This is a genomic window from Mucilaginibacter litoreus (genome assembly GCF_042676805.1).
In the GTDB taxonomy this organism is placed as follows: Bacteria; Bacteroidota; Bacteroidia; order Sphingobacteriales; family Sphingobacteriaceae; genus Mucilaginibacter; species Mucilaginibacter litoreus.
The window spans coordinates 171131-193817 of record NZ_JBHTHZ010000003.1 but is presented as its reverse complement, the minus strand read 5'-3'; the positions used below and the strand labels follow the sequence as shown (position 1 = coordinate 193817).

The 22687-nt window shown below is 42.3% G+C and carries 20 protein-coding genes; 12 read left to right on the top strand and 8 right to left on the bottom strand.

Going from position 1 to position 22687, the window contains the following annotated elements; translation table 11 throughout:
* Positions 1-78: 78 nt before the first annotated feature.
* Together ACFQZX_RS06760 and ACFQZX_RS06755 are read right to left on the bottom strand one after the other, a co-directional pair.
* A complete protein-coding gene (locus tag ACFQZX_RS06760) occupies positions 79-273 on the bottom strand; it encodes a hypothetical protein (RefSeq protein WP_377112943.1) in 195 nt (64 codons plus the stop codon).
* A gap of 80 nt (positions 274-353) precedes the next feature.
* The gene (locus ACFQZX_RS06755; protein WP_377112941.1) at positions 354-2837 is read right to left on the bottom strand and encodes a TonB-dependent receptor domain-containing protein; all 2484 of its coding nucleotides are present in this window, start codon (positions 2835-2837) and stop codon (positions 354-356) included.
* Positions 2838-3157: 320 nt separating this feature from the next.
* On the opposite strand from ACFQZX_RS06755, the gene ACFQZX_RS06750 reads away from it, so the two are divergent.
* Together ACFQZX_RS06750 and ACFQZX_RS06745 are read left to right on the top strand one after the other, a co-directional pair.
* Positions 3158-4183 carry a fatty acid desaturase gene (locus ACFQZX_RS06750; protein WP_377112938.1) on the top strand — a complete coding sequence of 342 codons (1026 nt, stop codon included), beginning with the start codon at positions 3158-3160 and terminating at the stop codon, positions 4181-4183.
* Positions 4184-4257: 74 nt separating this feature from the next.
* The gene (locus tag ACFQZX_RS06745; RefSeq protein WP_377112936.1) at positions 4258-5169 is read left to right on the top strand and encodes a hypothetical protein; all 912 of its coding nucleotides are present in this window, start codon (positions 4258-4260) and stop codon (positions 5167-5169) included.
* 6 nt (positions 5170-5175) lie between these two features.
* Here the strand turns inward: ACFQZX_RS06745 and ACFQZX_RS06740 are convergent, their stop codons facing one another.
* Positions 5176-6054 (bottom strand): AraC family transcriptional regulator, encoded by an 879-nt coding sequence (locus tag ACFQZX_RS06740; protein WP_377112934.1) that lies wholly within the window; start codon positions 6052-6054, stop codon positions 5176-5178.
* A gap of 155 nt (positions 6055-6209) precedes the next feature.
* Here ACFQZX_RS06740 and ACFQZX_RS06735 point away from each other — a divergent pair, with 155 nt between their 5' ends.
* Genes ACFQZX_RS06735 through ACFQZX_RS06715 form a run of 5 tightly spaced genes read left to right on the top strand, consistent with a single transcriptional unit; the run spans position 6210 to position 10136 of the window.
* Positions 6210-6854, top strand: coding sequence for an RNA polymerase sigma factor (locus tag ACFQZX_RS06735; RefSeq protein WP_377112932.1), 645 nt, complete (start codon positions 6210-6212; stop codon positions 6852-6854).
* Positions 6851-8176 carry a hypothetical protein gene (locus ACFQZX_RS06730; RefSeq protein WP_377112929.1) on the top strand — a complete coding sequence of 442 codons (1326 nt, stop codon included), beginning with the start codon at positions 6851-6853 and terminating at the stop codon, positions 8174-8176. The genes ACFQZX_RS06735 and ACFQZX_RS06730 overlap by 4 nt, the downstream gene beginning before the upstream one ends.
* A 7-nt stretch (positions 8177-8183) precedes the next feature.
* Positions 8184-8726, top strand: a complete 543-nt coding sequence (locus ACFQZX_RS06725; protein ID WP_377112927.1) for a YceI family protein — start codon at positions 8184-8186, stop codon at positions 8724-8726.
* Between the two features lie 13 nt (positions 8727-8739).
* Positions 8740-9681: a DUF5777 family beta-barrel protein gene (locus tag ACFQZX_RS06720; protein WP_377112924.1), complete on the top strand. Its 942-nt coding sequence runs from the start codon at positions 8740-8742 to the stop codon at positions 9679-9681.
* 11 nt (positions 9682-9692) lie between these two features.
* Positions 9693-10136, top strand: a complete 444-nt coding sequence (locus ACFQZX_RS06715; protein ID WP_377112922.1) for a QcrA and Rieske domain-containing protein — start codon at positions 9693-9695, stop codon at positions 10134-10136.
* 4 nt (positions 10137-10140) lie between these two features.
* On the opposite strand, the gene ACFQZX_RS06710 is transcribed toward ACFQZX_RS06715, so the two are convergent.
* The 5 genes from ACFQZX_RS06710 to ACFQZX_RS06690 all read right to left on the bottom strand — a co-directional run bounded on the left by ACFQZX_RS06710 (position 10141) and on the right by ACFQZX_RS06690 (position 17179).
* Entirely contained in the window at positions 10141-11388 is a 1248-nt protein-coding gene (locus ACFQZX_RS06710; protein ID WP_377112919.1) for an NAD(P)/FAD-dependent oxidoreductase, read from the bottom strand.
* 118 nt (positions 11389-11506) lie between these two features.
* Positions 11507-12508: a 4-hydroxyproline epimerase gene (locus ACFQZX_RS06705; protein WP_377112916.1), complete on the bottom strand. Its 1002-nt coding sequence runs from the start codon at positions 12506-12508 to the stop codon at positions 11507-11509.
* A gap of 54 nt (positions 12509-12562) precedes the next feature.
* Entirely contained in the window at positions 12563-14134 is a 1572-nt protein-coding gene (locus ACFQZX_RS06700; protein ID WP_377112914.1) for an aldehyde dehydrogenase (NADP(+)), read from the bottom strand.
* Between the two features lie 69 nt (positions 14135-14203).
* Complete coding sequence (locus ACFQZX_RS06695) at positions 14204-15151, bottom strand: dihydrodipicolinate synthase family protein (protein WP_377112911.1); 948 nt, start codon at positions 15149-15151, stop codon at positions 14204-14206.
* A 21-nt stretch (positions 15152-15172) separates the two neighbouring features.
* Positions 15173-17179, bottom strand: coding sequence for a glycoside hydrolase family 127 protein (locus ACFQZX_RS06690; RefSeq protein WP_377112909.1), 2007 nt, complete (start codon positions 17177-17179; stop codon positions 15173-15175).
* Positions 17180-17386: 207 nt separating this feature from the next.
* Here ACFQZX_RS06690 and ACFQZX_RS06685 point away from each other — a divergent pair, with 207 nt between their 5' ends.
* From ACFQZX_RS06685 to ACFQZX_RS06665, 5 genes are all read left to right on the top strand, one after another.
* A complete protein-coding gene (locus ACFQZX_RS06685) occupies positions 17387-17815 on the top strand; it encodes a hypothetical protein (protein WP_377112907.1) in 429 nt (142 codons plus the stop codon).
* 116 nt (positions 17816-17931) lie between these two features.
* Positions 17932-18291: a hypothetical protein gene (locus ACFQZX_RS06680; RefSeq protein ID WP_377112905.1), complete on the top strand. Its 360-nt coding sequence runs from the start codon at positions 17932-17934 to the stop codon at positions 18289-18291.
* A gap of 120 nt (positions 18292-18411) precedes the next feature.
* On the top strand, positions 18412-18783 hold the full coding sequence (locus tag ACFQZX_RS06675) for a hypothetical protein (protein ID WP_377112903.1): 372 nt from the start codon (positions 18412-18414) through the stop codon (positions 18781-18783).
* 116 nt (positions 18784-18899) lie between these two features.
* A complete protein-coding gene (locus ACFQZX_RS06670; protein WP_377112900.1) occupies positions 18900-21248 on the top strand; it encodes a TonB-dependent receptor domain-containing protein in 2349 nt (782 codons plus the stop codon).
* A gap of 4 nt (positions 21249-21252) precedes the next feature.
* The gene (locus ACFQZX_RS06665; protein ID WP_377112898.1) at positions 21253-22686 is read left to right on the top strand and encodes a PepSY domain-containing protein; all 1434 of its coding nucleotides are present in this window, start codon (positions 21253-21255) and stop codon (positions 22684-22686) included.
* Position 22687: the final 1 nt, after the last annotated feature.

Below are 22687 nucleotides of genomic sequence, written 5' to 3'. Positions count from 1 at the left end.
ACGCAGTAATGCAAATATTAAAATAAATAGGATAATAATTCAGGCTGAATAAAGAGATAGGTACCTGTTTAAAAATGGTTATACCACGTCTTTAAATTCCTCCCAGTACACCGTATGCTCATGTATGCCATTTTTTGTGGCTACCTGTGCTTTGATTTTGTCAAGTTCGGCTTTAACTTCCTCGGGCGATAATTTTGCGTCAAGCGAAGAGTAAAAAATCACATAACCAGTCCTACTGTTTATGAATTTATAATGTTTTTCAGCAGTATCCATAATAATAATGCTTTACATTATTATAACTGTTGCTGCAGGTTTTAGTTTCAACAGGCCTTGTTAAATAATTTCAAATGCAGTTAACGCCGACCGCCTCCGCCTTCAGATGGCATTTGATCGCCATTATCGACTCTATCGTCCTTGTCTTTATTTTTAGAAAATTCCAGTTTTCCAAACTTATAACTTAACGTAATACCAAACGAACGGAACGGCAATTGCCTTAAGCTGGCCTGATTAAATGTTGGCCCTGTTGTGGTAGAACGCTGATTGATATATTCATTAAAAGGGTTGGTTGCTACTAAACCTATACTTGCTTTTTTATCCCAAAACTGCTTGCGTACCGCTATGTTATAAAAGAAAAACTGCGGGCGCCTGCCTTGCAACGTGCGCGAAGATGAATTGTAGTTACCAAATATCTCACCCATAAAATCTTTACCAAACTGGTAACTCGCATTCAGGTTTATACGGTACTGAAACGCGCTTACCCTATTTACGCCGGGGTTTACGTTGGTGCGGTTAACTACAAAAATATTACTTCGTAAGTTTAACTTATCAGTAACAGGTACCGATGCAAAAATATTACCGCCCACAGATGTTTGTGTGCCGATGTTACTGCGCTGCTCAAGCAATACATCTGTGTATTCTTTGCCATTTACTACAAGCGTATCAAAGTGGGTGCTGTAGTTTTGCATATCATTTTTGTTATGGCGGTAAAACGCGCCTACATAAATATTAGCCCCACTATTGAAAGATTTGTTATAACCCAACTCAAAAGCATGGCTAACTTCAGGTTTTAAATTAGGATTACCTGTGCTGATATTGTGCGGATCGCTTATATCATAAAAAGGGTTCACGTCCCTGTAATCGGGCCTCTCAATACGGTAAGCATAGCTTAACTTTATAGTTTCTGCAGCGCTTAATTTATGCGATATCACTGCCGATGGCGCTACTGTATTATACCCCGGTATAACCACCCCTGGAAAATCGGCCGTAGTTGTGGTATACTCGTTACGCAAGCCGAACTTTACATCTAAAAAGTTTTTGAAAAGCGAAGTCGAAGCCGACAAATACCCCGCATAAATATTTCGCTTATAGTTAAACGCGTAAGTTTGATCGGGGTTATTAACAAATGAACCGTCGGCTAAAAGCGTATCGGTATTTGTGATGTTGTTTAAATTCTCGATAACTAACTTTGCACCACCTTCAAGAGTAAAGTTTTTGCTTACAGGATGCGAATAATCAACAGAAATGTTTGTCTCCCTGTCTTTACCCGGATTGTTGCCGCGTAAGCCTGTAGAGGCCATATCATTGTTAATATAGTCCTGCTGCTGCAGATAATTGACCATATTTTTACTGTAGCTGCTGGTGAATAATACATTTAACTCCTGGCCTTCCTTCGCAAAAGTTTTTTTATAGTTCAAACTATAATCGGTGGCATAGGCACTGAAACGGCTGTCGGAGTTGCGCAAGCTCCGGATTTCTCGAAGCGTATTTCCAAATGCGTCTAACAGCGACTCCTGCTGGTTTGTACCGCCGTAACTATGATTGCCAAAATGATTGAAACCAAATGATGCTGTCAGATCGTCTTTGGGAGTAATACTCCAGTTAAAGCTAAGTCCTGATTGGTATCCGCCCCTTGATGAGTTTGAGCTACCATCCTGAAACAAGTTTGTAGTATTGTTATCTTCACCGGTGGTTGTACGGTTGTTTGTATTTAGCACTGTTGACCTTAGCTGAGCCCTGCCGCTAAAAAATGCATTCACGCCAACGTTGCCTTTACGGGCATTAAAATTAAAAGATCCATTCTCTTGCCTGGTACCTGCAGTTAGGTTTACGCTTCCATTTATACCTGATACTTTACTATCTTTTAATATGATATTTATGATACCACCGGTACCGGCTGCATCATACTTGGCACCAGGGCTGGTTATTACTTCAACACTTTTTATCTGGCTTGCTGGTATGGCCTGCAATGCATCGGCAAGGCTGGCGCCAAAGATGCTGCTTGGTTTACCGTTTATTAAAAATCTGATGTTACCACTTCCCTGCAACTCAACATTACCATCAATATCAACAGTTACCTGGGGCACCTTTTTTAAAACATCTATAGCCGCGCCGCTTTGAGCGGTTAAATCGTTAGCGGCGTTGAATACCATCTTATCTATCCGGTTTTCTATGATTGGCGCCTTAGCCACAATATTTACCCCTTTTAACTGCTTTTGATTGGGCTGTAGTAAAACATTACCTATTTTAGCTGTATTACCGTTAGTTACAATTACATGCGCTATGGTAAATTTCTGATAGCCCAAAAAATCAACAGTTACTTTGTAATCACCTGCCGCAACATTTTCCAGTAAAAAATCCCCTTTGGGATCAGTACTTATTCCGTTGAACGGACTTGTGCTGCCTTGTTTAAATACAGCTATAGTGGCGTAATCAACTGGAGTTTTTGTAACTGCATCTATTACTTTACCAGATATTTTCCCCTTTCCGTTACCCGCGTTTTGAGCGTTTGTTTGAATGCCTATAAATAAGAGAAGTACAAAAACTATAAAATTACGCATATCTGGCTTTTATTGAGAGGCGCAAAGCTGGTAAGAAACTTTGAATTAACAGGTGAAGGTTTCGTAATTGTTACATTAAAATGCCACCCCTTCAACTGGTTCTACATAACAATTTATCTATTTTAATATTAATTTTTATAATATACCTGGTTAAAATATATAATTTCATTTTAATTTTATTAATTTTGGAGATATTTAAAACAATCAATAATTTCATATTGGTTAAATAAAATCCCTTTATATTAAAAAAGTAGGTATTTTTCACAATATTGTCATTTTTATATACGTTTAGTCGTATATTCATCGTTTTAATCCCACATATGAAGAAAACTGATTTTATCTATTCACAGGAATCTGAGCCACATCGTATCCGAACGAAAAAGATCTTAAAACAATTTCCACAGCTAAGGACCCTTATAGGTAAAAATCCAAATACAATTTGGGCTATTATCGGGCTGGTAAGCTTCCAGGTCATAATGGCTTACCTGCTTCGTGATCAATCATGGTGGCTTGTGGTAGGTGCCGCTTATCTTTTAGGTGCATTTGCCGATCATGCGTTATTTGTTATGATTCATGAGTGTACCCATCAATTACTATTTAAAAATCGTAATGCCAATCGCTGGGCTTCTATATTTGCCAATTTGCCGCAAGTAATGCCAAGCGCCATGTCGTTTGAGAAATATCATATTAAACATCACTCTTTTCAAGGTATACATGAGCTTGATGCCGATTTGCCTAACCGTTGGGAAGCAAAGCTTATCAACAACTCATTTTTTGGTAAAGCCCTATGGCTGATGTTTTTCCCATTGTTCCAGATATTTCGCTTATCTCGCCTGCGCGAAATCAACCCGTTTGATAAATGGATAGTTATCAACTTTGTTGTACAAATGGCCTTTAACGTAGCTATATGGTATTTCATGGGTTGGCATTCAATTATATTCTTACTGTTAAGCTTTTCGTTTTCGGTTGGTTTGCACCCGCTTGGCGCCCGCTGGATTCAGGAGCATTATCTTACTCATAGCGCCGAGCAGGAAACCTATAGCTATTATGGTAACCTTAACGTTGTAGCTTTCAATGTAGGTTTTCATAACGAGCATCACGACTTTCCATCAATACCCTGGAATAAGCTACCGCAGATAAAAAAGACCGCTCCTGAGTATTACGAAACCCTGCACTATCACACTTCATGGACAAAACTGTTCTTCAGATTTTTATTTGACCGGGAAATTTCTTTATTCAACAGGATACTGCGTAAAGAGCGTGGCAAAGTTTCACTTAAAGATGTATCTAAACCAGATGCAGAAATTACTTTTGCCGATAATTCAAAATTAGTAGCACAAGATTGATATTTTAATAAAAATTTCGTTATAACTTTAACAGCTCATAATATCATGAGCTGTTTTTTTGTTATATAGCCTATATGTTTAAAAGAAAGGCTTTAAAAGTATTCATTCCTCTGGTTGTATTATTATTTATAGCGGCTTATGCCAAGCACCGGTTTATAGATAGCAAGTTAAAACCAGAAAGCAACCTTAAAAGCCGTGACATGGACGAAACATCCGGACTGGTTGTATCAGCCTTAAATCCTGGGGTGTATTATGCGCATAATGATAGTGGCGACACAAGCCGCTTTTTTTCTATAGATGCACAAGGCAATTTAAAAACCACGATTTATTTCAAAGGAATTGAGAAGAATCAGAACAGTGTAGTTGATTGTGAGGATATTGCTGTTGGCCCTGGGCCCGTTAAAAACAAAAGCTATGTTTACCTGGGTGATATAGGCGACAATTGGGCATCAAGAAAATACATAACCGTTTACCGCTTTCAGGAAAAAAGCATTTGGGCCGCAACAGGCGTAGCACACGCTAATGCCACAGCCTTTAACTTAAAATATCCCGACGGCCCCAAAGATGCTGAGGCTATGACATTAGACCCGGTGCAAAAACTACTATATATTATATCCAAAAGAGGTGATAGCGTAGGTGTTTATACTGCACCTTTAAATTTAAAAACAGCCGATACGATAACTTTAACCTTTCGGGGTAAATTATTTTTTAGCGGCATCAAACCTTTTAAGTGGATAACCGCGGCTGATATTTCTCCTGATGGAAGCCAAATACTTGTGCGCAGCTATGAAAAAGTATATTACTGGCGACGACGGGATAACGAGCCAGTATGGGAAACTATCAGACGAGCCCCTCGTGAACTCCCTTACAAAACCGAAAAACAAGGCGAAGCCATTGCTTTTAATTTAGATGGCAGCGGTTATTATACTACCAGCGAAGGTGTATACGCCCCTATTTATTTCTACAAAATAACAGCTAACAAGTAATAGTCTTTACCTTATTGCTTCTGCAAAACGGTTAACATAATCTCGTGGTGTTTTACCCATTATTTTCCTGAATACGTAATTAAAATTGGTAATACTGGTAAATCCGCAACTGTAGGCTACACCTGCTATATTATCAAACTCCCCGTTGATAAGCCGTTTGCAAGCTTGCTCAACACGAATTTTATTGACAAATTCAATAAGCGTAAGGCGGGTATGCTTTTTAAAATAACGGCAAAAAGCATTGGGCGTAAGGTGGGCCTGCGCGGCAACCTGCTCTAAGGTTATGGAGCTGTTGTAATTATTCATGATATAATTATAAACAGCAGCAATGCGCATACCTTCCGGATCTGATAAAGGTTGATTGTATGTTATTGCAGAAAGGGGTATAATATCGTCAGCCATAATCAAAGTATCCAGCATTCCAATAAAAACGGATAATCGTTCGGCACCATGGCTGTACACAATTTTGTTAATATACTCCTGGTATGCTGGCAGCTTTGCACTTTTCACTTTATAACCTGATTGCCAAGTTCCAAAATACTGTTTAACAGCATTCATCTCGGGTAAATTAAACAGCGGCTGTAGTTTACCCAGCGGGTCAAAAAATACGGTTAATGAATGCACCGGTGTATTACCGGCTGTTGCCAGATAGTCGACACTGGTTTTAAATACGTGCGGCAGGTTTGCACCAAACACAAAAATATCTCCCTGTTTAAAAACATGCATACTGTTTCCGGCTATCAGGGTACCTTCTCCTTTTATCACCCAGGTTAGCTGCACCTCGGCATGGCGGTGCAAATGCGGATAAAAATCGTCCAGTAAATCCTCCTGTACAATAATGGTACTGTCATGCGGTACAGGTATGGTAAACGGCAATACTTTCATTTAGGGTACTAATATCCTACATAATTTTTTAACTTCATTGGGCATTCACTTATCGGAAATTTTATTTTTTTTTTCGAGGCAGGCAACCTTTGTATCAAATGCCACGTGATGACCATAGATAAGGTAGCAATTTCAGAGCAAACGAATAACCCGATATGGGCGAAACAGATTTACATCAACTGATAAAAGACTGTTTAAACGACAACAGGTTAAGCCAAAAAAAACTGTACCAGTTGTTTTATGGCTTTGCTATTGGTATTTGCCTGCGATATGCTAATAACAGGTACGAGGCTTCAGAAATTATGAACCAGGGTTTTTATAAGGTTTTTAAAAATCTGAATAAATATGATACAGATAAACCCTTTAAAGCCTGGCTTGGGCGCATCATGGTAAATACATCAATTGATTATTACCGGGCCAACTTAAAAATTGCTTACACAGATGAGTTAGAAAAGGCTGAACACATTAATAATACCGACTTTGCCGACCAAAACCTGAACTATAACGAATTGCTTGCCATGATAAGCACGCTGCCCCGTTCATATCGTACTATTTTTAACTTGTACGCGATAGAAGGTTATACGCACGAAGAAATTGGCGAAATGCTGAATATCAGTACCGGCACATCAAAATCTAATTTACATAAGGCACGGGAAAAATTAAAGGCTATGATTGCCGAGAGCAACCGTGTGCCGGGTTATAATAATATACCTTTAAATAATAACAACATCATTCCTATAAATCAAAGCAACACACCCAACCTGTCCATATCTTTTATAAACAAGGTTACTAAAAAATGAAAGAGGAAAAAGAAGATAGTATTGATAAATTGTTTAGCCGCGGCCTTAGTAACCCGGGTGACAATGCGTCGTACCGGGAAGAGGACTGGGAGAGACTGGAATTTATGCTGGATGGTAAAAAGCCAAAAAGCAACCGCCGCAATATTATTTATTTAATTACAACAGCGGCCGCAATGCTGCTAATGCTAATTGGCTGGTTATTTTTTAGGCCAAACATAAAAACCGATAACGCACAACAAATAACAAAAGGCATACCCCGTCCAAAACAAGACTCCGGTAATTACGGCTCGCCCAAGCAGCAACGGAAAGATCTCGCAAGCAATACGCTTTCGGCCGGGATAAGTGAAAACAGAAATAACGTTGTATCAGGCCGTAAAAGTAAATCGTTCTTTACCTTATCTGCCGCAGCGGGCGGCCGTACAACTACCGGTTCAGATAGTTTCAACTATAACCTAACAGGGATTCCAGGCGCAAGTAATGGGACAGGATCTGCCGTACCAGTAAAGGATACTACACTGTATGGCAGTGAGCAACCACAAATAGCTTCGGTAATCAATCAAACCAGAGTTGATACAATAATACCGGATGACAACAAAACACAACTTGCCACAATAGCCAGGCAAACTAAACAGGATACTACACCTCCGGATGCCGACAAGCCTCAACTGGCTTCGGTAACCAATGATATTAAAAAGCCTGCAAAGACAAGTCAAGGCTTTTTAAATAATAAACCTACACTGGCAATAACTGTACTGGCATCACCGGATGTAAATAGTGTTGGTGGGTTCAATAATACACGGGTAGGTACTAATGCCGGCTTGCTGTTTACCGTTGGCCTTTCTAAATGGAGCATTAGCACGGGCGTTATCTATGCAGATAAACCCTATGCATCACCCTTCTCCAAATATTCTACAGCTTATAAATTTACCACAAACCCTACGCAGGTTTTCGCGAATTGCAGTGTGCTGGATATTCCGCTTAACATCGGTTACCAGGTTTATAGCAAAAACCGTAATAAGTTTAGCGTTGGCACTGGTTTGTCATCCTACTTCATGCTGCGCGAAAACTATTCGTTTGATTACCCTGCTTACGGTACACCAGGGCCCGCTACGTATAATATACGCAATCAAAACAAACATATAATGGGTGTGCTCAACCTGAACGCTACTTACCAGCGCGAGGTAAGTGCAAGGTTTGGCATAGGCGTACAGCCCTATCTTAAATTACCGCTTACGGGTATAGGCTACGGGCAGGTGAACCTTAAATCGGCAGGGGTTGCCGTTGGTGTAACGTGGAATATAATATCAGCTAAACAACCTTAGTAAAAACATGAAACATATCGGGTTAATTATACTCGTCTGGTTAGGGATAAACCAGGCGGGACAGGGAATCTATGCCTGTAAAAATGCGGTTATCAATCTTTATTCAAAGGCTCCGATCGAAGATATCGAGGCCAGGTCCGAAAGGGGCACCTCTATTTTTAACAGCACCACCGGTGAATTGGCTTTCGCCGTACCTATACGCTCATTTAAGTTTGATAAGTCGCTGATGCAAGAGCACTTCAACGAAAACTACATGGAAAGTGATAAGTACCCGCAGGCATCATTCAAAGGCACGCTGACCACCAAGCCAGACCTAACCAAAGACGGGGTGTATCCGGTATCTGCAACGGGAGTACTTGATGTGCATGGCATTAAGCAAACTCGTACTATACCCGGCAAAATCACTGTAGCCAACGGTGCTATAAGCCTTAGTTCAGAATTTATGGTAGCCTGCAAAGATCATAAAATTGACATACCTACACTGGTATTCAAAAATATTGCGGAGACCATTAAAGTAAACGTCAACGCATCCTACTCACCCTACAAGTAATCTTATCATCAATATGAAAAAACTCACACTCATAGCCGCCATACTACTTTTTGCTTCAACGGCAAAGGCGCAAACAGACACTACAAAAAGCAAATCGGCAACCGACTCGCTGATGCAGAGCCTTAGTGCCACAGACAAGGCCGAACCTGTAATTGCCACATTTAAAGCTACAAGGCTGATTTTTACACAGACAACGGAGACTGTTAAAAAGAAAGAGCTTAACTTCCTGGTGATACACCGCTTTGGAGATATAGGCGGCTCCGCAGGCGGAGGCAAAACACTATGGGGGCTGGATAACTCATCGGATATATATATTGGCTTTGAGTATGGCCTTACTGATAACCTGAACGTTGGTTTTGGGCGGAGCAAATTTGAGCAGTTACTGGAACTACAGCTAAAATACTACCTGCTGCATCAAACAACCGACAACAGTGTGCCGGTAGCCATAAGCGTTGTAGGTAAAACAGGCTTTAAACCCTACCATGTAGAAACCAATGTATTTGATGATTATACTAACCGCTTCTCTTACTTTGCCCAAGCTATTATAGCGCGCAAATTTTCGCCTTCCTTATCAATATTGGTTGCGCCATCGTTTGTGCGGACTAACCTACCCTACCCCTTTTTAGCAGGCAACGAGCAAAACTTTGCGGCGATCTCCGCAGCTGGCAGGTTTAAATTCTCTAAGCGGATGGGTATAGTGCTCGATTACTTTCATCCTTTTTCCAACTTCCGTAACAACAGTGTGAACCATCGGTTTTACGATGGTGTTGGCGTTGGGCTTGAAATTGAAACCGGCGGACATGTGTTCACCATCAATTTCAGTAATCCCCAAGCTATCTCAGAAATAAATTACATGAGTGATACAGTATCTAAATGGGGCAAAGGACAGTACAGGCTGGGCTTTACTATCTCTCGCATGTTTGATTTTAACAAGAAACATAAATCATCTTACTAAAAGAAAAAGAAATGGACAGACAAGAATTTTTATCAAAACTTGGCGTAAGCATGGCCGCGGTTTGCATAGGTTGCAGCATAGTTGGTTGCGGCTCAAAGGTTAATGATCCGGGGCCCGATGATGGCGATGGCGATAATAATCCACCTGCAGGCACTTTAATGAGCGTTAACCTTAACAATGAGTTGCAAAGTGTAGGGGCCTCAAAAATTACAAGCGGCATCATATTAGTGCGGCTGGCTGCCGCTAACGAACCGGCTTCGTTTACCGCAGTACAGGTTGCCTGCACTCATCAGGGAACAAACATTAACTTTAATACCAATCAGGGTATTTTTATCTGTCCTAACCATGGCAGCGAGTTCAGTACAACAGGGAGTGTGATACAGGGCCCGGCAACTACCGCTTTACGCCAATACAAGGTGAGTATAGAGGGCAGTAATTTAACAGTGACAGCCTGATCTATTATTGATACCTTGACGGCACAAACGCCTTAATGCCGATAGTTGTGCTTTGGCCGCTTAACAGCTCCTGTATAAGCTTACCGGTTGCAGGGGCCAGGCTCAAACCCATCATACCGTGCCCGGTAGCAACTGCTAAGTTATGGTATTTATCAGATGAACCTATGTAAGGCAGGCCATCCGGTGAACATGGCCTGAAACCATACCAGATATCCTTTTGAGCAGGCATGGCCGGTTTAAAGTTGGGAAAATAACGCGGGATCGACTCGACTATACCGGCTACCCTGTTCATGTTAACTTGTTGGTTGATCTTGCCTATTTCCATGGTACCGCCAAAACGGATGTGGCCGTTCATAGGGGTTACCGATACCCTTGCCTCGCAAAGCAATGATGGAGTGGTCATACGGTGCTGCGGCTCGCCAAACATAAAGGAGTAACCTTTGCCTGGCATCATCGGAATATTTAAAGCGGCAAGTTTGGCAATGGCAGGGGTCCACGAGCCGGTGGCCAACACGTACGAATCAGCTTTGAAGCTTTTACCGTTACTGATAATTTGTGTGATCTGCCCGCCTGAGTGCTCTATTTTAGTAACCGGCGTGTTGCGGTGAATAGTGACACCGGCATTTTGCAGATAGTTCAACAAACCGGCTATCAGTTTATTTGGATATAGATGAGCATCGCAACGGTAATGTACCGCACCAAGCACATCAAGCTCAACATCTGGTTGAAGTTTACGGCACTGGTCGGCGTTGAGGTATTCGGCATCTAAGCCTAACTGCTTCGCTTTTTCCAGCATGTGTCGTTCTTCATCCTCTATCTTTGCAGTTTTGAACAACATGAGTATGCCTTTATCAGCAAAACCAAAGTCGAAACCTGCTTCTTTTTCAAAATCCAGGTACAGCTTACGGCTTAACAATGAAAGGTCGCGCAATGGTTCGGCAGCGTTCTCGACATGCTGCCTATTTGCAGCTTTTAAAAACTTCAGTCCCCAGCCAATCAGTTCGCCACTTAATGATGGCTTAACATAAAACGGACTTTTACTGTTAAACATCCACCTTATACCCTGTTCAATCATTCCCGGCGCTGCCAGCGGTACAAAATGGCTTGGTACTATCATGCCCGCGTTGCCGAATGAAGCATTGTCATTCAGGTCGCCCTGCTCTAATATCTCTACTTCCCAACCGGCTTTGTTCAGGTAATAAGCCGAAAACAACCCGATTATTCCGCTACCTATTATTATTGCTTTACTCATTGCTTGTAATGTTCAGCGTCATAGCGAGGTACGAAGCAATCTCAAAGCTGTGTATCTATACATGCCCAAGTAAAGATTGCTTCGTACCTCTTAATGACGCTTATTTTGTTATTTACTTTTAGATCACCTGAAACCCATGTGCATACGGATCATCTTCATCATCAATTTTGATGGTGTTATAGCCGTATACCTTAGCCCATCCCTCTATACCGGGAATAATCGCCGGTTTACCGGCAAGTTCAGTTTCACCCTCGATAGTGCCAATAAATTTGCTGCCGATAATGCTTTCATGTACAAATTGATCGCCTTTTTTTAACTTGCCTTTTGCATGCCACTGGGCCATCCTTGCCGATGTCCCGGTGCCACATGGCGAACGGTCAATAGCCTTATCCCCATAAAAAACAGCATTGCGGGCCGTAGCTTCAGGCGTTATAGTTTTGCCAGCCCATAAGATATGCGAACAGCCGTTGATGGTAGGGTTTTGCGGGTGTACAAAAGTGTATTTTTCATTAATGCGCGTACGTAGCACGCGGCTCCACGAGATCAGCTGATCCGCCGTATAATTTTCCAACCCGCCAAAGTTTTCCTGTGGATCTACAATCGCATAGAAATTACCGCCGTAGCTTACATCCACTTTAAGCATCCCAAGATCCGGGCACTCTACCTCCAGGTCTTCGGCAGCCAGGTACGATGGCACATTCACCAGCTTTACCGATTTTACTTTTTTACCTTCCTGTTTATAAGATATCAGCACCAAACCGGCGGGCGCTTCCATGCGCACTATACCCGGCACTTTTGGCACTATCAAGCCTTCTTCTATCGCTATGGTGATGGTACCTATTGTACCATGGCCGCACATTGGCAGGCAGCCGCTGGTCTCAATAAAAAGAACTGCTACATCATTCTGCGGGTCATGCGGCGGATAAAGTATACTGCCCGACATCATATCATGCCCCCGGGGTTCAAACATCAGGCCTTTGCGTATCCAGTCGTACTCACGCAAAAAATGCTGGCGCTTTTCGCTCATATTATTGCCAATCAGGTTTGGCCCGCCACCGGCGACCAATCTTACCGGGTTACCGCAGGTATGCGCATCTATACAGAAAAAAGTTTTATTCATTCTTTGATATCATTGGATCTTTACTGCCCTGAATTTAAATTTCAGGCTACAGACTTATCGCGTCCATTCGTTATTATACAAACGCCATATATTTAAAGGATTGCCGTCTTTCAGTTCATCCGGCAACAGATCATTTTCCCAGTTTTGCCAGCACACCGGGCGTACAAAACGCTTAATGGCACCGGTACCCACTGATGTGAACCTGCTGTCAGACGTTGAAGGGTATGGCCCACCATGCTGAATGGCGTTACCTACTTCTACCCCTGTTGGGGGGCCATTTAAAATTACACGCCCCGCCAGTTTAGCCAGCTTATCGGTTATGTTCTTGTACCAGGTAAGCTCTTCCTTTTCGGCCATTATGGATGCGGTTAACTGCCCGTGCAAAGAATTTACTACCTGCTCTAATTGTGCTGTATCTTCAGCAACTACCAGCATAGAGAAAGGTCCAAAAACCTCTTCTTTAAATTTCTCATCAGCCAGAAATGCAGATGCGCTTATCTGGGTAACTACCGGCACTCCCTGGTTTTGCTTGCCGGTATCCAGTTTGTTTGATTGGGCAATTAAAGTAACAGCCTCATCGCTGAGCATATTGCCACTTAGCTTATTAAAGCTTGAGTAGATGCCAGGAGTAAGCATGGTGTTGGAGCTTATTTCTTTTATTTCGTTAGCCAAGGCTTCCTTAAACTTTTCCAAAGCTTCAGATTGTACAGCCAGCAGCAAACCCGGCTGAGTGCAAAACTGCCCGGCGTTATTGGTTATGGCAACAGCCAGCTTTGCCAGTTCTTCTGTGCGTTTCTCTAATGCTTGCGGCAATAGTATAATTGGATTGGTACTGCCCATCTCTGCAAATACAGGTATAGGTTCCGGGCGTTCCCGGGCCATTTTTACCAGCGCCATACCGCCTTTTAATGAGCCGGTAAAAGTTACGATCTTAGTCTCGGGATGCTTTACCAAAGCTTCGCCTACAGTGTAGCCATCGTCAAAAAGCAAGGAAAAAACGCCTTCGGGCAGTCCATTGGCCTTAGCAGCTTTTTTAACGGCCGAACCAACCAGCGCACTTGTGCCCGGATGCGCAGGATGCGCCTTAACCACTACCGGGCAACCGGCAGCTAAAGCGGCACAGGTATCCCCTCCGGCTACAGAGAAAGCCATCGGGAAATTACTCGCCCCAAAAACAACCGCCGGACCAATAGGTACCATCATCTTACGTATATCGGCACGGGGCAGGGGTTTACGGTCTGGTATGGCTGTATCTATTACCGCCTCTACCCATGATCCTTCCTCCAGCATATTAGCATACATATTCAGCTGGCCGGTGGTACGGCCACGCTCACCCTGCAGACGAGCTTCGGGAAGGCCGCTTTCGGCCATTGCGCATTCAATCAGCGCATCACCCAGATTATTTATTTCATCAGCTATGCTGCGCAAAAATGCAGCTTTTATGCTGCGGTTAGTCAGGCTGTAAGTTTCAAATGCCTCAGCCGCCAATCGCATGGCTTTGCCGGCATCTTCAACGCTTGCTGCGTTAAATTCAGCATCAAGGTATTCGCCTGTTGCAGGGTTTACTGCTTTAAAAGCTTTACCACCCTTTACATAGCTGTATCCAATTAAATTTTGTGTTTCCATAGTAGTATTACGGCCGTTGTAAATCATTTATTGCCATCACGGCCAGCCCGCAAATTAGATATTTGATGATTAACTTACGCCTGTCACATCAACCTCAGCCTCCACGCCCCAACTGCCTGCCGGTAATTCAGGGCGATTTTTCACTGCATGGTTAATCACACCCAACACGCGTTCGCGCTCATCTCCGGTGATTTTTAACCTTGGCAGGCGAACTGTTTCGGTACCTAAGCCGGTAACAGATTCAGCAAGTTTAATGTACTGCACCAGTTTAGGATGGATATCCAGCTCAAGCACCGGCAAAAACCAACGATAAATTTTAAGCGCTTCCTGTATGCGCCCTTCTTTAGCTAAACGGTAAACGGCTACAGTTTCTTTCGGGAAGGCATCAACCAAACCGGCAACCCAGCCATCGGCACCCATAAAAAGGCTTTCTAAGGCCAGCGTATCAACACCACATAAAATGGCAAACCTGTCGCCAAAGCGATTGATCATCCTGGTTACATTGCTTACGTCACGTGTGGACTCTTTTACTGCCTGTATATTTTTGTATGCTGATAGCTGCTCAAACATATCAAGCGTAACTTCAATTTTGTAATCGTAAGGGTTATTGTAAACCATTATGGGCAAACTGGTGCTTTTAGCTACATCTGTAAAATATTTTACAGTTTCTTCCTCATCAGCCTTATAACGTAATGGAGGCAGCATCATTAAACCATCTGCACCGTATTTCTCGGCATTGGCTGCGCAGGCTAAAGCTGCTTTAGTAGTTTGCTCTGCAATATTCAATATCACATATGCCCTTTTGGCAACTACTTGTACAGTATGCTTTAATAACTCAATTTTTTCATCATCTGTAAGTACGCTGGCTTCGCCTAACGAGCCGCCAATGATAATACCGCTGGCACCGGCCTCTAACTGTGCCTCTATATTTTTGTCGAATGCTTCAAAATCAAATTCATCGTTTTCGGTAAACTTGGTTGTAACTGCAGGGAATACCCCTTTCCATTGAATGCTCATTGTTTGTGTGTTTAATATCTTTTAATGGGTTAATAAATCGACATATTTTACCTGCTGCGGAAACCAAACCGTCATTTCCCCGGCGCCACGGTTGGCCCACGAATAATAAGGTATAGCAGTTAATGTTGTATTTTCAGTGCTGATGTTCTGCCCCCCGGCATCTACCTTCACCGCTTTAACGTTGGCTTTTAACACGGTAACTCCGTTAAGCAAACCTGGCTTATAAGCGGCGGTGAATGTTGTATTTTGCGGGATAATAATATTGGCTGCTTTGCCATTGTTATCCTTCCACTCTGCACAATACATCAAAGGGCCACGTTGTAAGGCTACCTTGTCGCAATTTTCCGGCAGTTTATCGTTAGCTACTACCCGGCGTATATCCATTGGCAGGTTCATTTCTACTTTATCTCCTTTTTTCCATTTGCGACTGATAACCGCGTAACCATTCTGCATTACATAATTCACCGTTTTACCATTCACTTTTATTTCCGCTTTTTGGCCTGATGGTGTTTGATAAGCGTAAAGATCTGACGGCATCGCAACATTTTGTGCCCAGCCTGGTATGCGTAGCTTCAGGTTCATATCCATACTGGCAGCAGGATTGATAGTGAAGGTCAGTCCGCCATCCCATGGGTAATTATTTTGTTGGATTATCTGCACCGCTTTACTACCCACTTTAAGATTGCCCGTGCCGCTTATAAAAAGATTTACAAACACATCTTTACCATTTTGGGCATAGATATAACCGGGAATAGATGGGATTAACCTCACCAGGTTAGTAGGGCAACATGAGCATACAAACCAACCCGAGCGGCCGCGTTCAATATCCGGGTGGTTAAAACTGTCATGTATCTGCATGGCATTGGTGTAAAAGAAGGATTTGCCATCAAGGCCGATGCCTGCTATTAGTCCGTTATACAAAGTCTTTTCAAGCACATCGATATACTTAGAATCTCCATGAAGTAAAAACATGCGCTGGTTCCAGTAAACATTACCAATAGCGGCGCAGGTTTCGTTGTAGGCAGTAGCATTTGGCAACTCATAGTTTTCTCCAAAGCGTTCACCATCGCCAACAGCGCCTATGCTTCCCTGCACGTACATCTTTTTACCAACCATGTTGTTCCATATTTTGTCTATGGCTGCCAGGTATTGTTTATCTCCAGTAAGCGCGGCAACATCAGCCATACCAGAGTAAAGGTACATGGCTCGCACGGCATGGCCTTCGGCCTCGTCCTGCTCAACTACAGGCTTGTTATCCTGCCAGTAGATACCGTTTTCGTAAACGTTCTTACTTTTCTTGTTATACTCTTTATGCCCCCGCTCATCTATAAAAAATTTGGCCAGGTCCAGGTATTCTTTTTTACCGGTTACACGGTATAGTTTTACAAGTCCCATTTCCACCACTTCATGGCCTGGGGCCACATGCCTTTTATTGGGGCCAAAAGTATTCACTAATAAGTCGGCATTTTTAATGGCGATATTAAGCAAGTTGCGTTTGCCGGTAGCCATGTAATGCGCTACCGCACCTTCGTACAGGTGGCCTGCATTGTATAATTCATGGCTGTTTTCCTGTTCCTTCACCCAGCGCTCGGTACCCAACCACGAGCCTACGTGCAATGGGTCGATAGTACGGGCGGTATAAAGGTAACCATCGGGTTCCTGTGCACGACCGACAATGGTTATTAATGAGTCTACGTATTTACTCAGTTTCTCATCCGGATGTAAGGCAAGCGAGTAAGATGCCCCTTCTATGGTTTTATAAATATCGGTATCATCAAAAGGATAAGTGGTGCAAAATTTCCCTTTATGTTCTGCTGCCATCTGAAAATTCTTTACCCTGCCGGTACTCTCGCAGCGCTCAAAGGAAGCCGGAATAGTAACTGTACGATTAGTTTCTATACGTGAATTCCAAAATTTATCAGTCAGCTTGACACTCGTAAAAGGAACAGGTTGTATCGGATAGTCTTGTTTCTGAGCGATTGCTTTTTGTGCAATAACTAATAATAATAACAATATTAACTTCTTCATGAAAATCAAGTTAAGAGCGTAACCAAATGTATGGCATTGTTGTCTTACCATTACTATAATAATTATCCAGTTATAGCAATATTTTAACATTATTTTTAATTTCAACTTCATTATATAGATAAGATATAATAACCAAAATAAAATAGTACTTTGTATTGCATAATACTATATTAAACATATATCTTTGTTATATAAATAAATTAAACAATGAAAACAAAATGTATCAAAACCTTAGCTATAAGCACCTTTATAGTGCTTTGCGCTATTACTGCCACATTTGCTCAATGTGATAAAGCTGTAACTTTGAAATCATCCGAAACCAGCTTTTTAGATGGTCAAGGAAATGTTACCCGTACCAAAGCTGAAGATGTGGTAGTAACCATTACACCGACAGATATTACTATTGAGCCTAATGATGATCCAAAAATGACGGGTAAAATATCATCTAAAACCTGTAATTGGACGGTACCTTTTAAAGAAGGAAGAATGGTAATTAAAAGCACCATAACCGGCCAGGGCGATGAAAAGCATATCACCGTTACTGTTGAAGGCAAGGGTGGAAAAGTAACCTTGACATTTGAGGCCGAAGAAATGAAAGACCGCAAAATACAAATTGTTGCAGATAAGTTTGAATAGCAAATACATTTTACAGCAGAGGTATGCTATATGCTCCTGCTGTTTTTTTTATTTAATATGCTGGAAATAAATTGATGTCTGAAAAACCTTATATTAGAGCTATAAAATAAACCAATATGAAAAAGAAGATTTTCACTACAGCCTTATTATCATGCTGCTTTGTAATTTGTATGGCAGTTGCTTTTGCCGATTTAAATGGTAAATGGTCCGGTTCTATCAATACGCCAGATGGTAACGCTATTGATGTTGCTTATAATTTTAAAGTTGATGGTGAAAAGCTAACCGGTACTGCCGAATCGCAAATGGGTGAAGTTACAATAGACAATGGTAAGATCAACGGTGACAATTTCTCATTCAGTGTAAATGTTTCTGGTACTGATTATCCGCATAAAGGTAAAGCCTATGCCGACTCTTGTGCCATGGATATCGATTTTGGCGGCAGCAGTTCTCACTTTGTTATCAAACGCGCTAAATAACACCCAAACCATATTATGATTGTAAGCCCTGCCAACCCGGTGGGGCTTTTTTGCGTTATATACTTAAACAAGGTGTATTTACACCTTGTTATATAGCACACAAAACTTACCTTTGCGCTCATGTTGCAACGTATAACCGCTTACTTACTGATTGTAGCGATGGTATCGGCCAACTTCTCGCGTTTTTTTATTTACGCGGGTTTTGAGCTGAACCGTAATTACATTGCGACAAAGCTTTGCGAAAACCGCGATAAACCTCAGCTCCATTGTAACGGCAAATGCTATTTCATGAAGAAATTAAAGCAAGCCGAAAACAATAAAAGCACCGAGGAACGACAGGCACAGAAAAACCTTATCCAGGAAGCTTTTTACAATCAGGCTTCAAAGGTTACATTTTACACTGTGCTGCTATCGGTTACCAAAGTACCCAACTACCGCATTGCTTTGCCGCAAACAACCCTTCCTATTTTTCAGCCGCCCCGGCTTTCATAAAAACATCATTTATTATATCAAAACAGTAAGCCTTTAGGCCTTGCTACGCCTTGCCTTTGCGCTGCTGTTATTTCCTATAACTGGTACCCGTAACTATAGGTACTGATACATGTTTTATGAAAATATCTACAATATTATTATATATAATGCTGTGCATTATACCTGCTGTAACATTTGCGCAGAGCAGCTTGCATGGCACCGTTACCGATGCCCGAACGCACGAGCCACTTGCCGGCGTAATGATTTACAATGTTTCTAACTCCAGTTTGCTCACTACTACCAACAGCAAAGGCAAATTTACTTTTCAGGCAGATACCATTACAACCCTGCGTTTTGCCATGATTGGCTTCACCGCTCAAACTTATACCTTAAACGGTGCTGCCAATATCGAGATAGCACTTGAACCATCAACAGTGGATTTGCAGCAGGTAGTTATATCAGCCAGTCGCGAGCGGCAGTCGCGCCAGAGCGCGCCTATTGCCATCAGTAAAATTAACGCCACACAAATACATGATACCAAGGCAACTGCACTTTATCAGCTTTTAAATAAAGTAACCGGCGTTTACATGGTTGATCTGGGTAACGAGCAGCATACCATGGCCATACGCCAACCCATTACTTACAATGCATTGTATTTGTATATGGAAGATGGTTTGCCCATACGCCCTACAGGTATATTCAATCATAATTCGCTTTATGAAATCAATATGAGTGGCGTGCGCGATATTGAGGTGATCAAAGGCCCCGCATCATCCTTATACGGAAGTAATGCTATTGGCGGCGCAGTTAACTTTATTACGCAAGGCCCGCCGGCCGGATATGCAGGCAATGTTTCGTTACAGGGTGATAATTATCATTACCGCCGGGTTGATGCAGATGGCGGCTTCACATCCGGTAAATTCGGCCTGTATGTTGGCGGCTATATAGCTAAACAACGCGACGGCTGGCAGGATTATACCGACTTTGACAAATACTCGGTAAATTTTAAAAGCACTTATGATTTTGATGCTAACACCAGGTTAACTGCATCTGCTGCTTATAACTACCTTAATACACAAACGCCGGGCAGTTTGGACAGCGCCAAGTTTTACAGCCGAAGTTATGGCGCTAACCAGCGTTTTACCTACCGTAAAGTTAAAGCATGGCGTGCCAATACCCGCCTTGATCATACCTGGAATGACAAGAGCAGTACTTTCCTTACCCTGTTCTACCGTAACAATTCAACCGGGCAATTGCCGAGCTATTATATCTCAGATGTTCGGGATAATGCAGGTAATTACGTCAGCTCTAATGGCCAGGAGAACAACCAAAGCTTTCATAGCCTTGGTCTGTTAACACAGCACCGCCAGGATTTTGATTTCCTGCATTCAAGATTGATTGTAGGTGCTTACCTGGATAACAGTCCAAGCTCATACTATGCACAGTTTCTGGATATACAAAAGGATGTAGCTAACAATTATTATACAAGCTATACCAATACCGGCACCTACATTGATGATTATCGTATTAAATTATTTAACACCGCGGCTTATGCGCAGTATGAAATTAAACCTACCGAAACTTTACGCATAGTAATGGGCCTTAGGTATGACAGAATTCATTACAACTTTACCAACGGCATCACCAATGGCAGCACCAAGTACAAACAGCACGAGGTGAACGACTTTAACATAGTAGCACCAAAAATCGGCCTTACTTATAATTTCGGTAACAATAAAGGCCTATATGCCAATTATAGTGTCGGCTTTCAGCCCCCAGAGACGGGCGACTTGTACAGCTCCCGCCAGTTAGTGCCGCTTAAGCAAGCAACATTCAATAACTATGAAGCAGGTGGCTGGTTTACTGCCTTTGATAAAAAGCTGTATCTGGAAGTAACATTATATGACCTGGAAGGCCGCAACGAGATCATTAACCAGTTACTGCCTGATAACACCACACAAAACCAGAATGCAGGCGCTACCCGTCACCGGGGCATTGAGTATTCAGTAGCCTTTGCACCGGTTAAGTCGTTAAGTTTTCGTTTTAGCGGCACTAATGCCAAACACACCTATGTGGACTATAGCGAAGTGACTACCAACTATTCCACAGGTACTAATACGGTATTAGTGTACAATGGTAACCGCATGAACAATGCACCTGCCTGGATAGCAAATTCTGAACTTACTTATAAGCCAGCTTACATTAACGGTTTCCGGATCTCTGCCGAATGGCAGCACATCAACCATTACTACACCAATCCGGCTAATACAAAAAGCTATGGCGGATATGATCTGTTTAACGCCCGTACCGGTTTTGATGTAAAGAGCGGTCCGCTGAAAGGCGCAGGTATATGGTTTAATGTGCTGAATTTGACCAACAAGTTGTACGCTACCACTGTGATAAGTAATCAGTACGGCGATACTTACAATGCTGCTCCTCCGCGTATTTACTCGCTGGGTATCAGTTATTCATTTTCAAAATACTGAGCAAATGGCAACAGCAAAACAAAATTTTTATAAATGGCATCGGATACTGGGCTTAATAGCCCTTATCCCTGTTATGATGTGGACCCTGAGCGGCCTTTCGCATCCGTTTATGTCAAACTGGTTCAGACCAACTATCGCACAGGAAGTTTACAAACCCGAACCTTCTAAAATAAAGCCGTCGCTATCTTTAAAGCATGTTTTAGATAAAAATGGCATCAGCGAATTGATCAATTTTGGCTTGATTAACTTCAACAATCATACTTACTACCAGGTTTTAGGTACAGATAGTGTTTACAATTATTATTCCGCTAAAAATGGCGATCTGCTAAAAGATGGTGATAAATTATATGCCATCTATCTTGCACGGTACTTTACGCGGGATAGCACGTCAAAAGTAAAAGGCATTACCCTGCAAAAAGCTTTTGATGATCACTATCAGCCCATCAATCACCTGTTACCGGTTTGGAAAGTGGCCTTTGAGAGGCCCGATGGAATGGATGTTTATGTAGAAACAAGCCAAAGCCGCATGGGTACTTTTAACAACAATACCCGCAAAGTAATGCTTACCGTTTTTGAGCAGTTGCATACCTGGGATTTTTTAGCTGCTTTAGGCGGTGATAAATTCCGGCTGGTGGTGTTGCTTGTAGTAGTAAGCGTCCTGTTTTTATCGTTATTAAGCGGTTTAATAATCTATGGTCTATTCTGGAAAAAATTCAAAACTGCAACTCAAAACCGCCGACGCGATAACCGCAAAGACACCCGATTTGTGCACCGTTTTCACAGGCAGTTGGGCATTATTGTTTCGTTTGTGATGTTCACTTTTACGGTAAGCGCTGCTTTTCACATTATTGTGAAGCTGCACAATATTAAACCGCAAGAAAAAAGCTATAGGCAGGTATTAAAAAGCAGCGATCTCAGCTTTTCCAACCTGCAATTACCTGCCGATAGCATCAAATCTGTTGCGCTGGTAAAAATGGACGGCACTTCCTACTATCAGGTAAGTGATCTTAAAAAGAACATCAGCTATTACAACGCAACCACAGGTAATAGCTTAACAGATGGCGATGCGATGTATGCCCGGTACCTTGCAGGCTTTTACCGCGTAAGCGAACCGGCTATAGCTGAAAAAACACGGGGAACCGTTACTCAGATACGCCAGTTTGATAACGAGTATGGGTTTATCAACAAACGCCTGCCTGTACAAAAAGTAAGTTATTACAATGGCGAGAACTGGTACATAGAAACCACCACATCGCAGTTGGCTACAAAAGTTGCGGGGATAGACCGTGCTGAGGGTTTTTCTTTTATATTTTTGCATAAATACTTTGGTATGAGCTGGGCCGGGAAAAACGTGAGGGATATTGTAAGCATGCTTGCTGCATTAGGTGTGCTGGTGGTCTCGGTATTCGGCTTTGCCGCTTTCATAAAAAACAAATAAC

Coding starts and splice junctions, on each gene's coding strand:
- ACFQZX_RS06680 (WP_377112905.1), top strand. CDS start 17,932: ATGAAAAAGAAGATTTTCACTACAGCCTTATTATCATGCTGCTTTGTA.
- ACFQZX_RS06720 (WP_377112924.1), top strand. CDS start 8,740: ATGAAAAAACTCACACTCATAGCCGCCATACTACTTTTTGCTTCAACG.
- ACFQZX_RS06705 (WP_377112916.1), bottom strand. CDS start 12,508: ATGAATAAAACTTTTTTCTGTATAGATGCGCATACCTGCGGTAACCCG.
- ACFQZX_RS06690 (WP_377112909.1), bottom strand. CDS start 17,179: ATGAAGAAGTTAATATTGTTATTATTATTAGTTATTGCACAAAAAGCA.
- ACFQZX_RS06735 (WP_377112932.1), top strand. CDS start 6,210: ATGGGCGAAACAGATTTACATCAACTGATAAAAGACTGTTTAAACGAC.
- ACFQZX_RS06715 (WP_377112922.1), top strand. CDS start 9,693: ATGGACAGACAAGAATTTTTATCAAAACTTGGCGTAAGCATGGCCGCG.
- ACFQZX_RS06745 (WP_377112936.1), top strand. CDS start 4,258: ATGTTTAAAAGAAAGGCTTTAAAAGTATTCATTCCTCTGGTTGTATTA.
- ACFQZX_RS06730 (WP_377112929.1), top strand. CDS start 6,851: ATGAAAGAGGAAAAAGAAGATAGTATTGATAAATTGTTTAGCCGCGGC.
- ACFQZX_RS06710 (WP_377112919.1), bottom strand. CDS start 11,388: ATGAGTAAAGCAATAATAATAGGTAGCGGAATAATCGGGTTGTTTTCG.
- ACFQZX_RS06675 (WP_377112903.1), top strand. CDS start 18,412: ATGTTGCAACGTATAACCGCTTACTTACTGATTGTAGCGATGGTATCG.
- ACFQZX_RS06665 (WP_377112898.1), top strand. CDS start 21,253: ATGGCAACAGCAAAACAAAATTTTTATAAATGGCATCGGATACTGGGC.
- ACFQZX_RS06760 (WP_377112943.1), bottom strand. CDS start 273: ATGGATACTGCTGAAAAACATTATAAATTCATAAACAGTAGGACTGGT.
- ACFQZX_RS06740 (WP_377112934.1), bottom strand. CDS start 6,054: ATGAAAGTATTGCCGTTTACCATACCTGTACCGCATGACAGTACCATT.
- ACFQZX_RS06670 (WP_377112900.1), top strand. CDS start 18,900: ATGAAAATATCTACAATATTATTATATATAATGCTGTGCATTATACCT.
- ACFQZX_RS06700 (WP_377112914.1), bottom strand. CDS start 14,134: ATGGAAACACAAAATTTAATTGGATACAGCTATGTAAAGGGTGGTAAA.
- ACFQZX_RS06725 (WP_377112927.1), top strand. CDS start 8,184: ATGAAACATATCGGGTTAATTATACTCGTCTGGTTAGGGATAAACCAG.
- ACFQZX_RS06750 (WP_377112938.1), top strand. CDS start 3,158: ATGAAGAAAACTGATTTTATCTATTCACAGGAATCTGAGCCACATCGT.
- ACFQZX_RS06755 (WP_377112941.1), bottom strand. CDS start 2,837: ATGCGTAATTTTATAGTTTTTGTACTTCTCTTATTTATAGGCATTCAA.
- ACFQZX_RS06695 (WP_377112911.1), bottom strand. CDS start 15,151: ATGAGCATTCAATGGAAAGGGGTATTCCCTGCAGTTACAACCAAGTTT.
- ACFQZX_RS06685 (WP_377112907.1), top strand. CDS start 17,387: ATGAAAACAAAATGTATCAAAACCTTAGCTATAAGCACCTTTATAGTG.